The sequence below is a fragment of the Bacillus sp. PK6-025 genome, from assembly GCF_056530265.1.
In genome coordinates this window covers 367157-387040 of record NZ_CP096509.1, presented here as the reverse complement: position 1 = coordinate 387040, position 19884 = coordinate 367157, and the positions used below count along the sequence as shown (strand labels likewise).

Below are 19884 nucleotides of genomic sequence, written 5' to 3'. Positions count from 1 at the left end.
CTTTATCTTTTGCTATGTATGACGATGCGAACAGCCAAGCCGCAATGCAATGTTGCGGTATTGCGATGAGCGAAAAGCGCTGTCACAGATTTGTCATTTCCAATAAAACATTATTTTGGAAATAAAAAAGAAAAGAGTCCACCCGAATAAAAACGGGCGAACTCCCTGTTTATTCGGCAACCTGTCAACCGTAGCACCGTCAGTACCTTAGGCCATGGCTTTGCGTCCCTGCGTTTCCGCAGGTTTGCCTTTATCTGCTTTTATTGCTATAAATTCATTTTCTGCTCACAGTTCACTTTAAATGAAAATTTTGTTTTTTTCACCGAAAAATAGGTGAAAAGTTTCATGCGGGATGCCGAATGTTATCCATGAATGTTAATGCGTGATACCGAAATTGACAAAAAAATATGCGGGAAAACGAAAAAAACCGCTTAATTCCGCAAAAAATTCCAAATCCTAGATAAAGAATATATTAAAATATTAAAAAAACAGCCTTAACTTCATGAATAAATCATGAAAATCCGTTAAGGCTTAGGCGTTTTCTTTTACAATGTTCATTCAAATAAAACGTTTCTTTTACCCAGCCGTTTAAACTGACGAGAAAAAACAAACAGCTTGCGAAAACATTGAAGCAGAACGGAAAATCACTGAACTGTCTCCTCCTAAACGGTATCTTGAAATACTTTCGGTGTTCCATACAAAAAAGCAGGCTGAGTTTCGCCTGCTACACGGTTTTTGAAAGCCCGATCGTCCGCTCGATGATGATCAGCGCGATCACTGAAACTGTGATAAAAATAACCGAAATCGCATTAACACTCGGATCAAACGTCTGGTCAATATAGCTGAACGTGCGCACCGGTACAGGCGTGACAGCAGGTGAAGAAACAAACAGACTGATTGATACTTCCCCGAATGACGTCACAGCGGCAAAAACGGCTCCCGCAATGATTCCCGGTTTAATGAGCGGCAAGGTAACATGAAAAAAGGTATACCATGGACCTGCGCCAAGATTCATGGATGCCAGTTCAAGCTTCGGATCCACGTTCGCCATGCTTACCCCGACCGTCCGTAAGACATACGGAAGGCTGATCAGCATATGCCCGGCAGCCAGCCCGGCAAATGTGCCGTTTACCCCAAGCATTGTCAATAAATAGAGAAATGACACGCCTAATGCGATTTGAGGAATCATCAACGGCGATAAAATAAAAGCCTGAATCCCCTGTTTTCCAGGAAAGTTCAGCCGCGCCAATGCATAGGCTGCAACTGTTCCGAGGATCACCGCAAGAGGCGTTACAACGAGGAGCAGCATACCGCTGACCCAAATCGATTCCATCCAGCCGCTGCTGCTGAAAACTCCGGCAAACCAGCGCAGCGAGACGCCGGATGGCGGGAACTTCGGATATTCGTCCGGGCTGAAAGCCGACAGTATAATCACAAATACAGGCAGCGCCAAAAAAAGGTATACCAATAAACCCGCCGCCCAAACGCACACATCAATCCACTTTCCCCCAGACAGACGGCGCAATTGTCTACCCATTTATTCTCGCCTCCCAACGCTTTTGGAAAAAGCCAAGGATTCCAATAACCACGCTGACAACGGCTAATAAAGTAATCGACATAGCTGCTGCAAGAGGAAGATGAAAGACTTGCATGACCTGCTGATAGATTGATAACGGCAGCAGCGGCTGCATCCTTCCGCCGACGAGAAGAGGCGTAATATAGCTTCCGGCCGAAAGCGAAAACACGATCATTGCTCCTGTCAGCAATCCTGGAACCGTCATTGGCAAGGTCACGAAAAAAAATGTCCGCAGCCTCCCCGCTCCAAGGCTCATCGAAGCAAATTTAAGATCCGGTTTCATTTCGTTTAAAGAACCGGCAAGCGGCAGCACAGCAAACGGCAGCATAACCTGGACATATGCGATGATGACGGCGTTCATATTCCATAAAAGCGGCAGGGGCTTTTCAATCAGCTTCAAGCTGATAAGCGCCTCATTGACGATCCCGTTTTGCGAAAGCAGCACAATCCAGGAAAACGTCCGAATGACAACACTGGTCAGTAAAGGAGAAACAAGCAATATATAAAACAAAGCCCGCAGCCTGCCGGTCGGCGCCTTAACGAGTAAATATGCCGCCGGATACGCCATCACAAGGCATAATACAGTGGTCTTCAACGCCGTCCAAAGCGTTATACCGATTGTTTTCAAATAAATGTCCGAAGAGAACACTTCGACATATTGAGAAAAACTGTACGTATCGAGCGTATTCATCATAGCGTCCACGTCTCTGAAACTTAATAACAGCAGCAGAACAAGCGGCAACACGAGAAAAACGCCGAGAAATAAAAGGACGGGAACAAGCAAAACCCAATAAAACCGTTTTTGTTCAAGAGCACCCATCTGCATCCTCCTTTACATCGAGCGGAACAAAATCGTCCGGATCCAAAGAAAGATACACTTGATCCCCCGCCTTCGGCAATCTTGGAAATTGAGGATCGGGCGCCTGAATGATCCATTCTCCTTTGAAAACAGCGGCTTTCAGCCTGAGAGCATGCCCGGCATAACTGACTTCCGTTATCGTTGCAGGCATTTCAATCAGCCTGTTCTTCTGCTTCTTGAAAGAGACTGAGATTCTCTCGGGCCGCACCATGAACAATACAGAGGATTTTTTTAAGAGATTCCGGCTGATTTCAAAAGTCAGCGGAACACCTTCATATATTTCAAAATCGACCGCTTCATAGCCATAAACGCCTGATGAAGGCTGTATCTTCGACGCACGCGCTTTCAGCAAATTGACCTGTCCGATAAATTCGGCGACAAATTGATTAGCAGGCGTGCGGTACACGTCCAACGGAGTGCCGAGCTGCTGAAGCCTGCCGCAGCCGAGGATTCCAATTCTGTCTGATAAGCTTAAAGCCTCCTCCTGATCGTGCGTCACTAAAATCGTTGTAATACCGACGCGCTTTTGGATGCTGCGCAGCTCCGTCTGCATTTCTTTTCGAAGTTTCGCATCCAAGTTGCTCAGCGGCTCGTCTAGCAATAGCACAGACGGCTGAATCGCCAATGCCCGGGCAATCGCCACCCGCTGCTGCTGGCCCCCGCTCAGCTGACGGGGCATGCGATTAGCAAACGCTTCAAGCCTGACAAGGGCGAGGCTTTCCATCACCCGTTCTTCAATCTTGCGGCGGGGCCATTTTCGAACTTTCAATCCGTATGCAACATTGTCAAATACGCTGAGATGCGGGAATAAAGCATAATCCTGAAAAACCATTCCAATATGTCGGTCGTATGGCGGCAAATCAGTTACATCTCTTCCTCCTAAATATACAAACCCTGACGTCGGTTCAAGGAACCCGGCAATGATATGAAGGAGCGTTGACTTTCCGCAGCCGCTCGGACCGAGGAGAGAGAAAAATTCCCCTTCTTTGACTTCAAGCTGTACGTCTTCCAATGCGATGGTGTTTCCGAAATGCCGGCTGACATGCTGAATCTGAATTGCGCTCATGTTTGTCACCTATTTTCCGCCAAGTACTTGATTCCAGCGATTTGTCCAATCGCCTAGATCTTTTGCCGCGACTTCATAGTCAACCCATTTTAAATTCCTGTAATAGTCCTCCCCTACTTTAATCTTTCCTTTTAATTTATCGCTGTATTTCACTTTTTTATTGGCCATGCCGTAAAATGTTCTATCGGCAAAATCTCCTTGCACTTTTGGACTGAGCAGGTGATTTAACAGCTTGTATGCGTTATCCTGATTAGGGCTTCCTTTCATCAAAGCCCAGCTTGCAACTGCTGCGACGGCACCTTCCTCGGGATATGCAAATCCCAGGTCAAGACCGGCGTCCTGCAAAGAAAAAGCGCGTCCGTCCCAAAACGGGACAACCCATGCATCCCCGCGTTCCAAAAGTGTTTGTATCGAGCCCGGATTATCGGGATAGGCTGTTATGTTGTTCTTTAAATCCGCCAAACTGTTGAACGCTTTATCCACGTCTTTCCCATTTGACTCCAGGCCGCCCTGGGCATTGATTAATCCTACAAAAAACTGAAGTCCCGCCGAATAAGCCGGCGATGATATGGCCACATGACCTTTATAGCTGCTGTTCCAAAGATCCGTCCAGCGTTTAGGCTCCTGCGGTACAAGGTCCTTTCGGTAGACAATTCCGAGCTGCCCCATACTGAAACCGGCCGCATACTGCTTTCCATCATCAGTGAAGCGTTTCTGAACGGAATGATACAGATCGCGGATATTCGGAACCTTTTCCTGATCGATTGGCGCCAGTAACCCCGCCGACTGTGCCCTGTGAATCGTATCCGGCTGCAGGATTAAGAGATCATACGGAGCATTTCTGCCATTTGCAGCTTTGAGCTTTGTAAACCATTCAGAGTCTGTCCCTGCAACGACTTTGACCTTCAGCCCTGTTTCTTTTTCAAAAGATTCAAGGCTAGGCTTAATATGTTTTTCCCAATCGCCTCCATAGACGCCGATAACGACTGTATCTGATTGTTTGCTTTCCTGACTACCGTTTCCGCCGCAGCCCGAAAGAAGGAGCACCGCTACAAGAGACAGAATAAATAAAGCAGAAATTTTACTTTTCATTGTCATCTCACCATTCCCGTGTTATTTTTGCCAGCCAGTTTTTCCACAGCAGCCGCAACATCGCCTTTGCTGATCGAACCGTTATGCTCTTTTGAAAAATAACGGTGGACTAGATGTTTAACATGTGATCTTTGATGAGCCGGAAGCTGTCGCAGAATCCGGGCCAATGTGCTGCTGGCTTCCTCTGTCCAGCACCGTTCGTATTCTTCTCTAGCAAGCCCGAAATCCCAATGTTTCGGAGGTTCGCCTGCTTTCTTTTTTCTGATTTCAGCTGTTTCTTCCAGATCAATAATGAATGAGCCTGCATCGTTTTCTTTTACAGCAACGCCGTATTGATGGTATGCCGCTTCCGGGCTCAGCAAGCCCGATTCAACTTCCCTCAAAATCGATTCAGCTTCCCGGCTGTATGGATCTCCCCAGCCTCCGCCGCCAGGCGAATGAATGCTGATAACATCCCCTTTGTTGAGCTTTAAAACGTCGATCTTCGAAATCGTTTTCTCCTGAGGCTGCTCCGGATAAAGACGCACCCGTCCGAGCGCTCCTGCCGTTCCCCCGGCGAGCCCCCACGGATGAAATCGCATTCTCTCCATCCCTCTTGCGGTCACAATTGATTCTGGCGCCGTCGCTTCAAACTCCAGCCCGATTGCATGGCCGCCCCTGTGAAAACCGGCTCCGGCGGTATCTTTAATCAGCTCATAGCGGCGGACATGGATGTCAATGTGCTGTTCAAGGCTTTCAATCGGCGTATTTTTTAAAAATCCGGATGCATGGTCAATACCGTCTGCTCCGTCCATGTCATGCTGGCCGCCTCCTCCGCCTCCCATCGGTTCGACCACAGACATCTTCCGGCCGCCCTTTGATTCGTCGGGAACCGACAGTACGACAATCGCTGACTGACCGGCGCCTGCTGCAGGCACAGCTTTCGGAAGCGCCTTGGCCAAAGCGCCCAGTACGGCATTATAAAGTCTCATCGTAATCGAATGACGAATTCCGACGGCCGCTGGATATTCCGGATGAACCAGTGTACCTTTCGGAGCGATGACTTTGATCGGCCTTGTCAGTCCCCCGTTAACCGGAATATACGGGTCTTCACTTATGATAAAGTTGATCAGGCCCTGAAATAGAAATGAATGTTTGCTTCCATTAGTGACAAGGTTAAATGCGGTTTTCACCTGGGGATCACAGTCTGAAAAGTCCAATGTGATTTCCCCTCCCGAGACGTTTGCCGTAACAGCCAAGCGGATCGGAACGTCAGAAATCATATCGTCATCAAGATAGTCTGAAAAACTGTATGTGCCTTCCGGAATCCCGCTGATAACCCGGCCGGCTCTCATCGCTGCTTGTTCGAGCAAATCATACATTCCTTGTTGGACCGCTTCTTTTCCAAACTTGCCGACCATCTCTGTCAATCGGTTCTCCGCCGTATTGACCGCGGCCACCATCGCATGAATATCCCCTTCATTTAAGTCGGGAACCCTGCTGTTTGCCCGCAGCACATTCAATATATCGCGATTTTCTCTTCCCGCTTTGTAAATTCTCACCGGCGGTATCCTCAGGCCTTCCTGATGGATGTCTGTCGCTGTCGGCGAAATGCTTGCCGGAACAAGGCCGCCGACATCGCTGCAATGGACAAAACACCACGCGTAACTGATGACCTCGCCCTCCATGAAAATCGGCTTCACTACATGTATATCAGGCAAGTGGGTCGCTAATCCGTCCGTTGTATAGGGATCATTTGTGAGGATAATGTCTCCCGGTTCAAATGGGCCGCTTTCTTCGATGATACGTTTTAATGAAAGGCCTAAAAAAATCGTGACGCCGACCGTTTTCGGATAAACGAAAAACTCCCCTTCCGGCGTCGCAAGCGCAGTAGCGAAATCAGCTGACTCTTTTACAAATGTGGTAAAGGACGTCCGTTCAATAACGTGTCCCATTCCCGCGGCTATCGCGTTAAAGTAGCTTCTCATCATTTCCAGCCGGGCAGGATCTGTGCGCATGGTCAGCTCTCCTTCCGTTCAATGATCAAATTTCCGGCATGATCAGTTTTTCCGCTCCAATTTGGCAAAATCAGCGTCGTTGTATCATCTTGCTCAACAATGGCCGGCCCATTTATTCTCTGACCGCACCTTAAATCTGAACGTTGAAATACAGCGGTTTGATATGTACCGCCTTTTATGATGATCTTTCTTTGGCTGACCGGTTCAGCCTCGGGCAGCTCACTTCGGCCTCCTTTTCCGCCTGGCGGCTTCGGTGTCTTGCCTATGATGCGGACGCGTATATTCATCAACTCAATGCTTGCTTTCTCATCGCTGTGTCCATATTGCTTTTCATGTAAGAGGTGAAAGGAGTCCGCGATTTCACTCGTGCTTTTGCCTTCCAGGCATTCCGGTGAAACAAGGAGCTCAATTTCGTATGCCTGACCTTTATAACGGGCATCAAGCAAGTAAAGAAGAGAGATTTCCGGCAGCATCTCCGCCTGCTGTTTCCGCAGCCATGTTTCCGCTTGCTCTTGCAGCCTTACAAACTCCGCTTTTAACTCGGCCGTTTTTATTTGTTCAAGCAGCACCTGTCTTGAACATACAGCATCATAAATAAAATCCGCCGTCAGTGCGCCCAAAGCGGACAAGGTTCCCGGATGCGGCGGGATCAGCACATTTTTGGCCTGAATTTCCTCAGCCAAAAAATTAGCAGTGACCGGTCCTGCGCCCCCAAAGGCCATGAGGCTGAATTCACGCGGGTCAAACCCGTTTTGCTCCATAACATTGCTTAGTTCCGTGTACATATTGGCAAGCGCAACCTGAATCATCTGATCCGCGGCCTGCTCCACATCTGTGCCTAAATATTCGGCAACCGGGAGGAGCGCTTTTTCGGATCTTTCCCGGTACAGTTTCATATTTCCTGATGCAAACCGGTTTGGATTTAAATAATGACATATAAGAAACGCATCTGTAAGTGCGGCCTTTGTTCCTTTTCCGTAACAAGCCGGCCCCGGATCAGATCCAACTGACTCCGGTCCTACTTTCAAGAGACCTCCGCTGTCAATCCATGCCACCGACCCTCCGCCAGCACCGATCGAATACATCGCTACAGACGGAATCGTAATCGGAAATCCAGAGATTTGATTTGACTGTGTAAAAGTCGGCTCCCCTTCTTCAACAATCGAAATATCCGCGCTAGTTCCTCCGACATCAAATGTGATGATATTCGCCTCTCCGGCGGTTTCCGCCGTTCTGATGGCACCGATGACCCCTGCTGCCGGTCCGGAAAAAAGCGTTTTGACAGGTGCCTCGGCAGCCGATTCAATGTCCATCAGTCCTCCGTTAGACTGGGTGATAAACGGCTGCGCTGAAATTCCTTCCAGGGCGAGCCTCTCTTTCAGCGTTCGAAAGTAGTGATGGACATTCGGTTTGATGTATAGGTTTGCGACGGCCATAACCGTCCGTTCGTATTCCCTCATTTGCGGCCAAAGCTCCGCAGACGTTGCAACCTCAAGCTCAGGTGCTATTTGTCTGATCCGTTCTGCAGCCTGGCGTTCATGAAGCGGATTCCGATAGCTGTGCAAAAAAGAAACAACGATTCCTTTTAATCCTTTTCTTAAAACTTGTCCAACCGCCTCATCGATCTCTTCCTTATGGAGCGGCAGCTTTTCAGAGCCGTCATAAAGCATTCTTTCTTGAATGGGAAACACGTTTTTCCGGGGAATAAGGGGCTCCGGCATTCTCGATCTAAAATCGTACGGTATCGGAAGCCGGAGGCGTTGAAGCGAAAGAATATCACGGAAACCTTCGGTTACGAATAAAGCAATATCAGCCCCTTTGCGTTGTAATAATGTGTTCAAACCGATTGTCATGCCGTGTACGAAGTGATGAATTTCTGAAGGGTGAACACCCTGGGTCTTCAAGAGAGCCAAACCGTTGATGATCCCTTGGGCCGGATCTTCGGGAACGGTCGGCGTTTTAACTGCGGTCATGCTCCCGTCCGCCTGGTTTAACAATGTAAGATCGGTAAAAGTTCCTCCAATATCAATTCCAAGCCGATAACCTTCTTCATTCACTCCCGATCCCCCCCTTTTAAAAATATCCTTTTTTAAAAATATTTTACTATTATACTAATCAAGCATGAGAAAGTAGTCAATTATGTTTAATTACAATATTCCGAGTCTTTTTTATTTAATATTTAATTTTAAGATACCATATCATCACATTTTCAATTGTGTTGTTCACAGTATTTCACATTTTTAGTTGTCTGCTTTTCTTCAGTCCGACGACACAACTCCGCCATAAAAGGGACTAATTAACTATTAAATCAAAAGTCTCCTATCACGACAAAAAGCCTAAAGAGCTTACAAATTTGATCACAAAGATTCATTTTCATGGATATTCAGGATTTATTGCCCAATCCCATGTGACAAAGTGGTACACTCTGTACTAAATAAGTCGCAGGAAGGGCAGATTTCCAATGAAAGTCTACGAAGCGGAAACCCTATTATCAGCTATGAAGCAAAGATCTGATGAATATAAAAACTTGAGAGAACAGCTCGTCAGCTTAAAACAATCGTTAAACAGCGTCGCAGAACTTGATGAGTTCCAAGGAAAAGGCGCCGATGCCATTAAAGCGTTTTACAGAGACCAATCAGGGATCGTAGACGGCTGGCTGGATTTAGCTGATATGCAGATTCAGTTTCTGAATGGTGTATCTGCTGCCGCCGAAAATGCCGGACTTTCAGAGGACACATTCGTTGATGTTCAATTTCTTGAACAGGAGCTTGCAAATGTCCACATTCACTCTCAAAACATGGTCTCTGCACAGCAACAAGAACTGTCGAATATTTTAGGACAGATTGATGATTTAATATCGCTACAGCCATTCTCTTCCGATGAAATCAAACAGCAGCTCGATGCTGCAAACCAAAACAGAAAAGACACGATTAAAGCTGTCGAGGATCTTGACGGGCTGCTCAAAAGAGAATACTCGGCCTCTGAGCAAATTCAGCAAATGATCCAGTCCGACTACTCCGCCTTGATCGACGCAACAGGAAAAGGGAAAAATGCATCTCCGCTAAACTACAATTCACATATCTATCAAAACAGCGAAGTCTACAAACTGAAACAGCGTATGCATCAAGAGGCCAGAAGCTACATCGCAAATAAACAAAAACAGTATGAAACAAAAAAAGCCGAAAAAGCAGAGGAACTTTAGGCTTTCAAATTGTTTAAAACCCCGTTTTCACAACGGGGTTTTTTGTTCATCTTGTCAAAACGTCTCCGTCTTAACCGATATGTATATACTGGTGAAACAAAAGGGGGAATGCAGTAAAAGAGAAAACGATTTAAATTGAAAATGGGGACAAAAATTAATCTTCTCGCGTTGACAAAATCCCAAAACGACTTTTAGTTTTGGGATTTTGTCATCCTTTTAGCGTGACCCTCATCCCTTACAGTCTAGGAAGGCCGAGCATCGGAGAAGACTTTCACAGGATATAATGACGCGGTATTAAGGCAGGACGCCTCAGAACGTCAGCCTCCCGATCCTCCTTCTATTCGTCAGACCGACTTAGCAGGCCTGACAACGACTGCGAGGGTTTGTCGACACGCTGGGCTGTCGTTAAAACGGATGCTTCATCTTTTTCGCCGTACAGGAAGTCAAGTCGCCGATAATATCTTCTGCACGCTCATACGGCTGATCAATTTGCAACATCTTCCTCAGAACGGATGTAAACCCGGACGATAGGCAGAGTTCTTCTTCCCAGCTTTTTTCTTCCTCGCCGGACGGAGTAAACTCGGAGTACAGGAGAAACAATGCGAAATGTCCCAGCGCATAAAAGTCACTTTTGACGGAAACAGCACGCATCAGCCTTTTTTCCGGGTGCCGGTCATCAACACGTTCTCTTTCAGTCAGATGGCATGCCAGTCCGAAATCTATAATGCGGATCGTTCCTCCGCTCACAATCAAATTGGGAATTCTCAAATCGCGGTGAATAATCCCTCTCCTGTGAAGAAATGAAACGCTGTGAAGCACTTCCTTCAATATGCTGATCGTTTGCTGTTCATCAAAGACATGTCCATCATAAAAGAGCAAATCTTCAAAGGTTTTTCCTTCGATATATTCCATTACGATAAACCGCTCGCCGGCCGCTTGAAGCACCTCATATATACGGGGCGCGGCAGGCAGATCCAATTCCCGCAAAATTTCAGCCTCGCGGTTGAAAGACCTCCGGCCGGCTGATGTCCATGCTTTTGTCTTTCTCTGCTGCTTGATGACGCGGAAACCGGCTCTCCCAAGTTCTTCGGCAAGATATGTGATACCGTAGCTGCCCATCCCGAGCACACGGTTGATTCGATATCTCCCCTCCAAGACGGTTCCTTTTTTGAGCGGGCGGTCAAACAGCCATCTCATCAATGTTTTCACGCGATTTAGCTGCTGCCGAAAAATTTCTTATGCTTTCTTTTGTAATGGTGATGACCGTACCCTTTTCTTTTATAATCGCTGCTGTATTTTTTGTATGATTTCCGTCCGTAGTCACTGCTGCTGTATCGTCGGTTTTTACCGTTTTGAAGTGCCTTCAATAGCTTACGAAGCAACTCAGTCAGCTCCTTTTCTGTCTTGTATTTCATATCATTCGCGCAGGAAAGCTTGATAAAGGGGGCTCGAAAGTTTTTCTTCCATATGAGAAATTTAAATTTTGAACCTCTAAAACCTTCTAAACGAACCGGCAAAATTTTAAAAAAAGGCGATATGATAGACTAAAATTCAGCTTTTCAGGAGGAAAAACCTATTAATCTCCCCTTTATTTCTCAAATCATTTTTACGATAATAAAGTTGTATTTACTTCCGGCCCGCTGCGGCTGAGTGATTCAACTTATAAGAAAGCAGGACAACACGAATGGACAAAATTAAATCTTTGCTGATCACCTTGCTCGCCGTCGCCGTCGTGATCATCGGCATTATATCCGGCGATTTTTTCACTTCAGAACACCAGCCTTCAGGCCGGCAAAACGGCTCAGACTATGATGAAGTGCTGATTTTCCCGTCGGACCGCTATCCTGAAACAGGCGCGCACATTCGAAAGGCCATCAAGAAAGGGCATTCTAAAATCTGTACGATCGACAGGGACGGAGCCGACGAACGCCGAAAGGAATCGTTAAAAGATGTTCCTTCCAAATCGGGCTATGACCGCGACGAGTGGCCGATGGCCATGTGCGAAGAAGGCGGAACAGGTGCTTCCGTCGAGTATATCAGTCCTTCTGATAACCGTGGAGCAGGATCTTGGGTGGGCAATCAGGTAAGCGATTATCCGGACGGCACGAAAATACTTTTCAAGATTAAATAACACTGGAGGTACGTTCTTTGATCAAAAAGTGGGAAGCAGAAGAAATGACGATGTCATACCATCAGTTTACCGTTTATCAAAAAGGCGGAAAGCCGCCCGTTATGGATTGGACAGACGAGGATATTAAAAGAGGCTACACAGCGGGAGAACACGCGGTCTCGTTTGAAGCTCTCGATAATACGGCATCATTAGTAGAAGTTCGTTTGAATGTCCAGGAACAGGTTCCCTCCTTTAACAGGCGCGTCACCGTTTCTTTCGACGTGCTTCATGGCGGGGTCGAAATTGCAAGCGTCCTATCCAAGAAATTGTCATGCGACATCCCGCAAGGCGTCTATCAGCTGACATGCTATACGATTATGCCTGATCAAAGCAGCACTGCGAAGATCACCTATATTCTCGATTTTAAACAGGCCTGATCAAAGAATAAAGGCGCCGGTGTCACCGGCGCCCTTCTCCTAAAGCTCTTCCCCGTTTGTCTGAATGACATTTTGGTACCAGTAAAAGCTGTCTTTTTTAATCCTCTTCAAGTCCTTTACATTCTCTTCATCACGATTAATATAAACGAAACCGTATCTCTTCTGGTAGCCGTTCAGCCAGCTCAATAAATCTGTAAAAGACCAGCTGCAGTAGCCGATTAAATCGACTCCGTCGTTTAAAGCCTGTCTGCACTGTTCAAGATGCGCACGCAAGTAGGCAATTCTGTAATCATCATGAATTGTGCCGTCATTTTCAACCTTATCGAATTCCCCAAGCCCGTTTTCCGTTATGAAAAGCGGAAGCCCGTAGCGGCTGGAAATCCTGCGAAGCCCGATTCTTAGACCGATCGGGTCAATGGCCCAATCCCAATTCGATGTCTCAAGATGAGGATTCCTCTTTGTTTTGTATAAACCGGGCATACCTGTTTCCTGGTTGCTGCCCTTTTGGCCGGTCGTATTCATCTTTCCTTCCGCTACTCCGTCTAGAGGATTCATTTCATATGTGATGGTTTGATAATAATTCACACCGACGAAATCAGGTTTTCCTTTTGCTAAAAGCTCCATATCCCCCTCCTCAATTGTCGGCGCCCAGCCTTTTTCCTTCAGATATTTCAAAGGAATGCCCGGATATGTTCCCCGGCAATACACATCAAGCCACCAATAATTTGTAAATTCCTCAGCATTTTCGAAAGCGAGGATATCATCCGGACGGCTGGAGAGCGGATATGCAGGCGAATAAGCAAAACTCGGTCCGATTTTTCCATCGGGAACATACCGGCGAAAAGAATCGATTGCCTTTGCATTCGCCAGAAATGCAATATGGTTAGCCTCATAGAAGCGTTTCCTGTCCTTCACACCCGGAGGATGCAACGCTGTGATAAAGGCATGATTAAAATTGTAATTTTGCTCGTTAAGGGACACCCAATATTTGACCCTGTCCCCATACCGCTTATAGAGCGTAACGCAATACGTATTGAAATCCTCTATAATCCTTCTGGATTCAAAGCCGCCGTATTCATCCATTAAAGCCTGGGGAAGATCCCAATGATAAAGCGTCAAAACGGGTTCAATATCATGAGCAAGGAGCTCATTAATCAAGTCATCGTAAAATCTCAAGCCCGCTTCATTGACTTCTCCCCTGCCTTGGGGAAAAATCCTCGGCCAGCTGACTGAAAAACGGTATGCTTTTAACCCCATCTCGGCCATTAAAGCAACATCTTCTTTAAAACGGTGGTAATGGTCGACCGCAATGTCTCCATTGCTTCCTTTAAACGTTTTGCCGGGAATCTTTGTGAACACATCCCAAACCGAGAGGCCTTTGCCGTCTTCCTTCCAGGCCCCTTCGATCTGATAGGCTGCTGAAGCTGCTCCCCATAGGAAATGGTTTGGAAATGGGCGTAATTGCTGATGAATCATATGGCTCAACTCCTGTTTTGTATTTTGATCCGGATGCACTTTATCATATCCTATGAAACGCGTTTCAGATCAAACATCATCTAAAAACAGCTCCGCCAGAAGCTTTTCCCGGTGCTGAAGAAAATACTTGGTTAAGGTGTAATGATCCGTATCCTCATAGTTCACTTCAGTGATTTGTTCACCATCAAAACTGAAGATGTCGGCTTCCGGATACCCTAATAAAATGGGGGAGTGAGAGGCGATAATAAACTGAGCTTGGTTTGATTTCGTCAAATCATGAAGAATTTTCAAAAATGCCAGCTGTCTTGCCGGGGATAAAGCAGCTTCAGGCTCATCGAGAAGATAGATTCCCTTCTCTTTAAAACGATGTTTGAAAAGCGATAAAAAAGATTCACCGTGTGATTGCTCGTGAAGAGATCTGCCTCCGTAGCCTCGAAAACCGGTGATGTCTACTTCATCAATATGAGTGGCAAAATGATAAAAAGATTCGGCGCGCAGAAAAAAGCCGTTTGTTACTTTAGGAAGCCATGACAATCTAATATAGTCTCCCAAATCCGAACCGGAACCGTACACTTCATATGTATTATTTCTTCCCCCGCCAGCCGTGTTAAATTCGCATTTATCTGCGATTGCTTCAAGCAGCGTCGATTTGCCTGATCCGTTTTCCCCCACAAAAAATGTTACGTTTTTTTGAAACGTCAGCTCTTTTAAATGTTGAATAGCAGGAATTGAAAATGGATATTTTGCATAAGAAGGAACTTTTTCCCGAAGTAAAGTCAGCTTTTTTAAAAACATGCGAGCACCCCCTGCTTTGCTTTTACTCAACTGTATCACGTTTTCTTAGAGGATAACGAAAAAAGAGGTTTGCGCCTGAGCACAAACCTCTTGACTTAAATCGAAAATACTTCTTTTAAATGGGCGTCCAAATCAGCTAAATATTGATCTACTTGCGGATTGCTGATGACATCATGAACAGAGAATGTTTTTAAAGGCTTCATGCCGACGAATTCCTGCATTTTGTGCAAATGAAAGAGCGCTTCATCAAGGCTTTTACCTTCGAAGAATGTCCCCTCTTTGGAGAATACATCCTTGGGCGCGTTCCATGTGGTTGAAAACATATACTTTTTGTCTGTAAACAGCCCGCCTCTGCCGTAGTCTTCAGACCCTTGATAAAAAAGCCCGTACTCATAAATTTCATCAATATATTTTTTAAATAAAGCAGGAACACTGAACCAGTAAACAGGCGTCTGATAAATAACAGCATCAGCCCACTTGAATTTCTCGTGCTCCTCAGGGATTTGATATCCGTCTGCCACCACTGTTTTTTTCACTTCATATTTTTCACCCAGCTTGTCCGCCAACGCTGTAAAAATAGTGTGATTAAGCTGTCCTCTTGCATGGGGATAGGCTTCATGTCCGTTGATGATTAAAATATTTTTCATCTTTTCTTATCCTCCTTGTGTTTCAATTTACCAATATCTTTATGATTCCATCTTTCACCTTAAAAAGTAAAGCAGGTTGCACTATCAATTATTTTATTTTTTCCCAATACTAATTATCTTATTGCCTAATCCCTACTTCAGTGCTATGGTTTACTTGACTAAAGGAATAGGAGGATTTTTTAAGTGAATAAATTGCATACGTATAAGCGCATTACATTGTTGATAACGGTGTTAGCGCTCGCTCTTATAACAGCTGCATGCAGCACTACTCAAAATAAGGCTGAAAATCAAAAAACAGCCTGGGATGAGATAAAGGAAAAAGGGAAGATCGTTGTGGCGACTTCGGGAACCCTTTATCCTACTTCATATCATGACACTGATTCCGGCAAAGACAAGCTGACCGGCTACGAAGTGGAAGTCATCCGTGAAGCGGCTAAACGGCTCGACCTGGATGTCGAATTTAAAGAAATGGGCTTTGACGGCATGCTGACGGCGGTGGGGAGCGGACAAGTGGACGCTGCTGCCAACGATATTACAATGACCGACGACCGCAAAGAAAAGTTTTTGTTCTCTACGCCTTATAAATATTCATTTGGAACGGCTATCGTCCGCAAAAAAGATCTATCAGGCATCCACACGCTTGAGGACTTAAAGGGAAAGAAAGCCGCTGGCGCAGCTACGACAGTTTACATGGATATCGCGCGCCAATACGGAGCTGAGGAAGTCATTTACGACAACGCAACAAATGACCAATTTTTAAAGGATGTAGCGAATGGAAGAACCGATGTCATCTTAAACGACTACTACCTTCAAAAACTCGCGCTCGCCGCAATGCCTGATCTGGATCTGACTATTCATCCCGATCTTAAATACTATCCGCATCAGCAAGGCATGATCATGAAAAAAGGAAACGCAGAACTAAAAAAACAATTCGACAAAACAATTGACGAAATGCTGAAGGACGGCACAATTAAAAAGATTTCGAAAAAGTTTTTCGGCGGTGCCGATGTTTCGAAAAAGCAGGATATCGACTTTGTCGATGTCGATGTGAATAAATAGAGGGATGTCAATTGGGCTCTATTCAATGGGAGTATATTTTTAATGCAGAATTGGCTGCGAAATCGTTTCCTTATGTGATGCAAGGCATATGGAATACGCTTTTTATTTCATTCGCGAGCATGTTTGCCGGTTTAATTCTCGGTTTTTTCATCGCGCTTGGGCGCATGTCGGAGATCTCTTTGCTTCGTTGGCCGGCAAGAATCTATATTTCGTTTATGAGAGGCGTTCCGATCCTTGTCATTCTATTTATTCTTTATTTTGGTTTTCCTTATATCGGAATCCAATTTACGGCTTTGACTGCTGCCTTAATCGGCTTCAGCATGAACAGCGCCGCATACATTGCCGAGATTATCCGCTCGGCCCTGTCGTCCGTTGACAGAGGGCAGTGGGACGCTGCAAAATCGATCGGCTTTTCCTACTGGCAGACGATGTGCCACGTGATTGTCCCTCAATCGATTAGAATTGCACTCCCGCCTCTTGCAAACGTAATGCTTGATCTCGTTAAAGCGTCTTCCCTCGCCGCCATGATCACCGTGCCTGAATTGTTTCAACAGGCAAAAATCGTAGGCGGACGGGAGTTCGACTATATGACGATGTATATTTTAGTTGCCTTGATTTACTGGGCCGTTTGCTCGGCGATCGCTTTGCTCCAGGATTTCCTGGAAAAGCGGACAGAGGTTTATATCAAAAAATAGCAAGAAGCTGCCGGGTGCTCCGGCGGCTTTCCATACTGTGAAACGGAGGCGGTATTATCCATATCCTCAGATCGACTTATTTTCACGCAGATCACCTTTATACGATCGACAGAAACAAATTAAGCTATCAAACCGATCCATCAGGCCATTTCCAAGCATCATACGTCTGCTGCAACCATACGAATGCCGAAGACCGCATCCATATATCCGTTTTCTTTGAAGGAAATGACCGGCCCTCGCAAACCTTTCCATCCATCGTTCCCGCTCATTCGTCCAAGGAAATCAAAATCAGGTTCCAGCATGTTCCTGCGGGCAGACACATCGTTTATATCATCACCCAGTCCTTCAGGTTCGACCCAAAGGCAGAGCACGATTGCAAATGGAATCGGGATGCCGACGATGTAGCACCCTACTATTTTGAATTGATTTCACATGCCCCGCATTCTGACCGGCTCTCGACTCATCCTGCTTGCATTGAACCTGTTAACTGTCAAATGAACAGCGGCAGCCCATCTCAAACAAGATTGATTTACTTGTCTGACAAAGCAGGAAACCCGGTTGAAAAAAACGGCCGAGAAGATCTGTATATCTCTTTGGTCAACCAGGAAGCGCATCGTTTAAAGGGCTATTTATATTGCTTTGAAAACGGGGAATATCAAAAGTTCATGGTCAGTCAATCTAAAGCTCAAGCATTCTCCTATGAACTCGCTCCTGAAACCGTCCAGACTTATCCGATAAACTTAAAAATACTCGGGAGCCATTATTTCCGATTTCTGTCGACATCCATCCCGCCCGAGGGGCCATACAGAGACGTTCCTTTTCCGGCGAGGATGATTTATTACTCCAAGCTTTATACGTGACAGTCTCATACAGGGGGGGTATGCCGCTCCCTGATCGTTTCAGCCGCTTGTGCGGCAGCACAAGCGGCTTCTTATTCCATTCCCCTTCACCCGAATATCGCATGGATGAGAGCCTTTTGCAGCATTAAACACCCGCCCCATCCGCATACTCCAAACACAACAGAAATGACAACCGGAAATGATGCTTTTAAACTCAAAACCACGATCAAAAGGAGAACCGCCGTGGCGGGAAACCCCCATAGCACGCCTTTCGCGAATTGGCTTAAATGCTTTAAAGATTCCCCTTGTACACTAAGCCAAAATAAACTCAGCAGACTGACAAGAGGCAATGCCGCAATCATTCCACCCATTTCAGGCGATTTTCGTGCAATTTCGGTTATAATGGCGATCAATATTGCAGAAACCCCGATTTTCACTATTAAAAACATGATTTTGCCTCCCGGCTCAACAAGGAAAATGCTGTTTTAATCATTTCAACTTCTTCTTCATTTAATTGCTCCAACACCTTTTGCAGTTTTTTCGGATGAAGTCTCGTATGCCGTTTCACTGCTTCTTCACCTTCAGGCGTTAACGTGACGTAGACTTTGCGTTCATCGCTGCTGTCCCGGTTTTTCTGTACAAGTCCTTTTTGTATCAGTCTTTTCACATGTTCTGATGCCGTATTATGAGAGACATCCAATAATTTTGCTAAATGACCAATGGTCACCAAGCGGTTTTTTTCGATATGCTGAAGCATTCGAACCGCGTGGTGAGACAAATGATCATCATGCTTTGTGTGCAGATGGTAGTAAATATCCGTCCAGTCCTGATTCATCATTTCTATGATTTTCTCTGTATTCACTTTCATCACCCTCTCTAATTATATCTTATAATACGATATATTCTTAAATCAAGACATAAAAAAACCCGGCTTCACCGGGTGTTCACTTTTATTCATTTCAGGTGCTTTCTCAAAAACGCCAGCTTTTCGGTTTGGAACGGCGGGATGTATTCGTGTCCAAAATAGCGGTACACTTTTATTTCTTTATCCGTTTTCAAGTGATTGTAAGCCGCAAAGACGGTGGATGGCGGTGTGATGGTGTCAACCAGTCCGATCGACATGAGAACGGGCGCTTTGACCGCTTGAGCAAGGTTCATGATATCAAAATAAGACAGGGTCCGCATGGCCGCCTGTTCAATATTCGGGCTGGTGTTTCTTCTGAAAAAGGAGTTGATTTCGAGATAAGGCTGGTCGATCGCTATATCGATCGCTCGTTGAAAATTGCTTAAATAAGGGTATTCGGACACGGCTGCTTTTGGAATATCGGACAGCGCCGAAACCGCGACAGCCAGCCCGCCTCCTTGGCTTGCCCCGATCACTCCGATCCGCTTTTCATCGACTTCAGCAAAACCGCTGACCACTTCGACTGCTCGTACGGCATCTAAATAGACCCCTCTGTAGTAATATGTTTTCGGATCGAGGATTCCTTTTGTCATCCAGCCGGGTACATGTCCGTGTTGAGAGGTCTCTGTATCTTCACTGCTGCTCTGCCCGCGGACCAGCATACCGAATGCCGCATAACCGTGAAGAGCCCAATTGACAATATCATGAATGTCTCCGTCATAGCTGGCGTTATAGCCGTGATATTTGACGATCGCAGGATGCGGCCCTTGGCGGTCGGGTACTGCATACCAGCCTTTGATTCGCGCTCCCCCGGTGCTTCTGTATGTAAGCCAGTAGACTTTTACCCCGTCAGCCGGATATTCATGCGGTTCAAGCTCAGGCTCCGCTTTTATATTTGACAATTCCTCCAATGAACCCTTCCAGAACTCTTCAAAATCAGCCGGTGCCGTCCGTTCCGGTTTATACTGGTAAAGCTGTTCTAGCGGCATATCATAAGGCTGCTGCATCTTGTCTTTCCCCTCTTCTTTTCATTTTTTGAATATTCTTATCATAACATTCCCCTTCAAGGCTGTGTATGGATTTTATATGTATTGATTCTGTCACTTCTGCTCCTCCCATTATCTGACCCC

General features: G+C 45.9%; 20 protein-coding genes and 1 riboswitch. Of the genes, 6 read left to right on the top strand and 14 right to left on the bottom strand.

Annotated features, from left to right (window positions below; all coding sequences use genetic code 11):
• Positions 1–172: 172 nt before the first annotated feature.
• Positions 173–259: riboswitch (cyclic di-GMP riboswitch) on the bottom strand.
• A gap of 465 nt (positions 260–724) precedes the next feature.
• The 6 genes from M1D67_RS02080 to M1D67_RS02055 are packed head-to-tail and all read right to left on the bottom strand — an operon-like array spanning position 725 to position 8647.
• On the bottom strand, positions 725–1537 hold the full coding sequence (locus M1D67_RS02080) for an ABC transporter permease (protein ID WP_023855666.1): 813 nt from the start codon (positions 1535–1537) through the stop codon (positions 725–727).
• A complete protein-coding gene (locus tag M1D67_RS02075; RefSeq protein ID WP_020450103.1) occupies positions 1530–2396 on the bottom strand; it encodes an ABC transporter permease in 867 nt (288 codons plus the stop codon). The genes M1D67_RS02080 and M1D67_RS02075 overlap by 8 nt, the downstream gene beginning before the upstream one ends.
• Positions 2383–3501 carry an ABC transporter ATP-binding protein gene (locus M1D67_RS02070; RefSeq protein ID WP_479831563.1) on the bottom strand — a complete coding sequence of 373 codons (1119 nt, stop codon included), beginning with the start codon at positions 3499–3501 and terminating at the stop codon, positions 2383–2385. The genes M1D67_RS02075 and M1D67_RS02070 overlap by 14 nt, the downstream gene beginning before the upstream one ends.
• A gap of 9 nt (positions 3502–3510) precedes the next feature.
• Positions 3511–4599: an ABC transporter substrate-binding protein gene (locus M1D67_RS02065; RefSeq protein WP_105979333.1), complete on the bottom strand. Its 1089-nt coding sequence runs from the start codon at positions 4597–4599 to the stop codon at positions 3511–3513.
• Positions 4596–6590, bottom strand: a complete 1995-nt coding sequence (locus M1D67_RS02060) for a hydantoinase B/oxoprolinase family protein (RefSeq protein WP_448156647.1) — start codon at positions 6588–6590, stop codon at positions 4596–4598. The genes M1D67_RS02065 and M1D67_RS02060 overlap by 4 nt, the downstream gene beginning before the upstream one ends.
• A gap of 2 nt (positions 6591–6592) precedes the next feature.
• Entirely contained in the window at positions 6593–8647 is a 2055-nt protein-coding gene (locus tag M1D67_RS02055; RefSeq protein WP_479831562.1) for a hydantoinase/oxoprolinase family protein, read from the bottom strand.
• A 404-nt stretch (positions 8648–9051) separates the two neighbouring features.
• Between M1D67_RS02055 and M1D67_RS02050 the strand changes: the two genes are divergently transcribed.
• A complete protein-coding gene (locus tag M1D67_RS02050) occupies positions 9052–9792 on the top strand; it encodes a ribonuclease YeeF family protein (RefSeq protein ID WP_075212964.1) in 741 nt (246 codons plus the stop codon).
• Between the two features lie 405 nt (positions 9793–10197).
• On the opposite strand, the gene M1D67_RS02045 is transcribed toward M1D67_RS02050, so the two are convergent.
• Together M1D67_RS02045 and M1D67_RS02040 are read right to left on the bottom strand one after the other, a co-directional pair.
• On the bottom strand, positions 10198–11001 hold the full coding sequence (locus M1D67_RS02045) for a serine/threonine protein kinase (protein WP_458117744.1): 804 nt from the start codon (positions 10999–11001) through the stop codon (positions 10198–10200).
• Positions 11002–11006: 5 nt separating this feature from the next.
• Entirely contained in the window at positions 11007–11174 is a 168-nt protein-coding gene (locus M1D67_RS02040; protein WP_479831561.1) for a hypothetical protein, read from the bottom strand.
• A 302-nt stretch (positions 11175–11476) separates the two neighbouring features.
• Between M1D67_RS02040 and M1D67_RS02035 the strand changes: the two genes are divergently transcribed.
• Entirely contained in the window at positions 11477–11923 is a 447-nt protein-coding gene (locus M1D67_RS02035; protein ID WP_020450096.1) for a NucA/NucB deoxyribonuclease domain-containing protein, read from the top strand.
• A gap of 17 nt (positions 11924–11940) precedes the next feature.
• A complete protein-coding gene (locus M1D67_RS02030) occupies positions 11941–12339 on the top strand; it encodes a competence protein ComJ (RefSeq protein WP_023855672.1) in 399 nt (132 codons plus the stop codon).
• Between the two features lie 39 nt (positions 12340–12378).
• Here the strand turns inward: M1D67_RS02030 and M1D67_RS02025 are convergent, their stop codons facing one another.
• The 3 genes from M1D67_RS02025 to M1D67_RS02015 all read right to left on the bottom strand — a co-directional run bounded on the left by M1D67_RS02025 (position 12379) and on the right by M1D67_RS02015 (position 15257).
• A complete protein-coding gene (locus M1D67_RS02025) occupies positions 12379–13815 on the bottom strand; it encodes a glycoside hydrolase family 1 protein (RefSeq protein ID WP_479831560.1) in 1437 nt (478 codons plus the stop codon).
• Between the two features lie 69 nt (positions 13816–13884).
• On the bottom strand, positions 13885–14610 hold the full coding sequence (locus M1D67_RS02020; protein WP_020450093.1) for an AAA family ATPase: 726 nt from the start codon (positions 14608–14610) through the stop codon (positions 13885–13887).
• Positions 14611–14705: 95 nt separating this feature from the next.
• The gene (locus M1D67_RS02015; RefSeq protein WP_035337275.1) at positions 14706–15257 is read right to left on the bottom strand and encodes an NAD(P)H-dependent oxidoreductase; all 552 of its coding nucleotides are present in this window, start codon (positions 15255–15257) and stop codon (positions 14706–14708) included.
• Between the two features lie 183 nt (positions 15258–15440).
• Between M1D67_RS02015 and M1D67_RS02010 the strand changes: the two genes are divergently transcribed.
• From M1D67_RS02010 to M1D67_RS02000, 3 genes are all read left to right on the top strand, one after another.
• Entirely contained in the window at positions 15441–16316 is an 876-nt protein-coding gene (locus M1D67_RS02010; protein ID WP_026580508.1) for a transporter substrate-binding domain-containing protein, read from the top strand.
• A gap of 11 nt (positions 16317–16327) precedes the next feature.
• A complete protein-coding gene (locus tag M1D67_RS02005; protein WP_026580507.1) occupies positions 16328–17011 on the top strand; it encodes an amino acid ABC transporter permease in 684 nt (227 codons plus the stop codon).
• Positions 17012–17544: 533 nt separating this feature from the next.
• Positions 17545–17871, top strand: a complete 327-nt coding sequence (locus M1D67_RS02000; RefSeq protein WP_229105605.1) for a hypothetical protein — start codon at positions 17545–17547, stop codon at positions 17869–17871.
• A gap of 86 nt (positions 17872–17957) precedes the next feature.
• Here the strand turns inward: M1D67_RS02000 and M1D67_RS01995 are convergent, their stop codons facing one another.
• The 3 genes from M1D67_RS01995 to M1D67_RS01985 form a co-directional block, all read right to left on the bottom strand.
• Positions 17958–18299 (bottom strand): DUF3147 family protein, encoded by a 342-nt coding sequence (locus tag M1D67_RS01995; RefSeq protein ID WP_020450088.1) that lies wholly within the window; start codon positions 18297–18299, stop codon positions 17958–17960.
• Positions 18290–18718, bottom strand: coding sequence for a MarR family winged helix-turn-helix transcriptional regulator (locus M1D67_RS01990; protein WP_043054046.1), 429 nt, complete (start codon positions 18716–18718; stop codon positions 18290–18292). Before M1D67_RS01990 ends, M1D67_RS01995 begins: the two co-directional genes overlap by 10 nt.
• Positions 18719–18804: 86 nt before the next feature.
• Positions 18805–19761, bottom strand: a complete 957-nt coding sequence (locus M1D67_RS01985; RefSeq protein ID WP_035337279.1) for an acetylxylan esterase — start codon at positions 19759–19761, stop codon at positions 18805–18807.
• Positions 19762–19884: the final 123 nt, after the last annotated feature.

What these genes read in the sequence shown, in the direction of transcription:
- M1D67_RS02025 (WP_479831560.1), bottom strand. Translation starts at nt 13,815, where the DNA reads ATGATTCATCAGCAATTACGCCCATTTCCAAACCATTTCCTATGGGGA.
- M1D67_RS02070 (WP_479831563.1), bottom strand. Translation starts at nt 3,501, where the DNA reads ATGAGCGCAATTCAGATTCAGCATGTCAGCCGGCATTTCGGAAACACC.
- M1D67_RS02035 (WP_020450096.1), top strand. Translation starts at nt 11,477, where the DNA reads ATGGACAAAATTAAATCTTTGCTGATCACCTTGCTCGCCGTCGCCGTC.
- M1D67_RS02015 (WP_035337275.1), bottom strand. Translation starts at nt 15,257, where the DNA reads ATGAAAAATATTTTAATCATCAACGGACATGAAGCCTATCCCCATGCA.
- M1D67_RS02020 (WP_020450093.1), bottom strand. Translation starts at nt 14,610, where the DNA reads ATGTTTTTAAAAAAGCTGACTTTACTTCGGGAAAAAGTTCCTTCTTAT.
- M1D67_RS02075 (WP_020450103.1), bottom strand. Translation starts at nt 2,396, where the DNA reads ATGGGTGCTCTTGAACAAAAACGGTTTTATTGGGTTTTGCTTGTTCCC.
- M1D67_RS02080 (WP_023855666.1), bottom strand. Translation starts at nt 1,537, where the DNA reads ATGGGTAGACAATTGCGCCGTCTGTCTGGGGGAAAGTGGATTGATGTG.
- M1D67_RS01995 (WP_020450088.1), bottom strand. Translation starts at nt 18,299, where the DNA reads ATGTTTTTAATAGTGAAAATCGGGGTTTCTGCAATATTGATCGCCATT.
- M1D67_RS02050 (WP_075212964.1), top strand. Translation starts at nt 9,052, where the DNA reads ATGAAAGTCTACGAAGCGGAAACCCTATTATCAGCTATGAAGCAAAGA.
- M1D67_RS01990 (WP_043054046.1), bottom strand. Translation starts at nt 18,718, where the DNA reads ATGAAAGTGAATACAGAGAAAATCATAGAAATGATGAATCAGGACTGG.
- M1D67_RS02060 (WP_448156647.1), bottom strand. Translation starts at nt 6,590, where the DNA reads ATGCGCACAGATCCTGCCCGGCTGGAAATGATGAGAAGCTACTTTAAC.
- M1D67_RS01985 (WP_035337279.1), bottom strand. Translation starts at nt 19,761, where the DNA reads ATGCAGCAGCCTTATGATATGCCGCTAGAACAGCTTTACCAGTATAAA.
- M1D67_RS02065 (WP_105979333.1), bottom strand. Translation starts at nt 4,599, where the DNA reads ATGACAATGAAAAGTAAAATTTCTGCTTTATTTATTCTGTCTCTTGTA.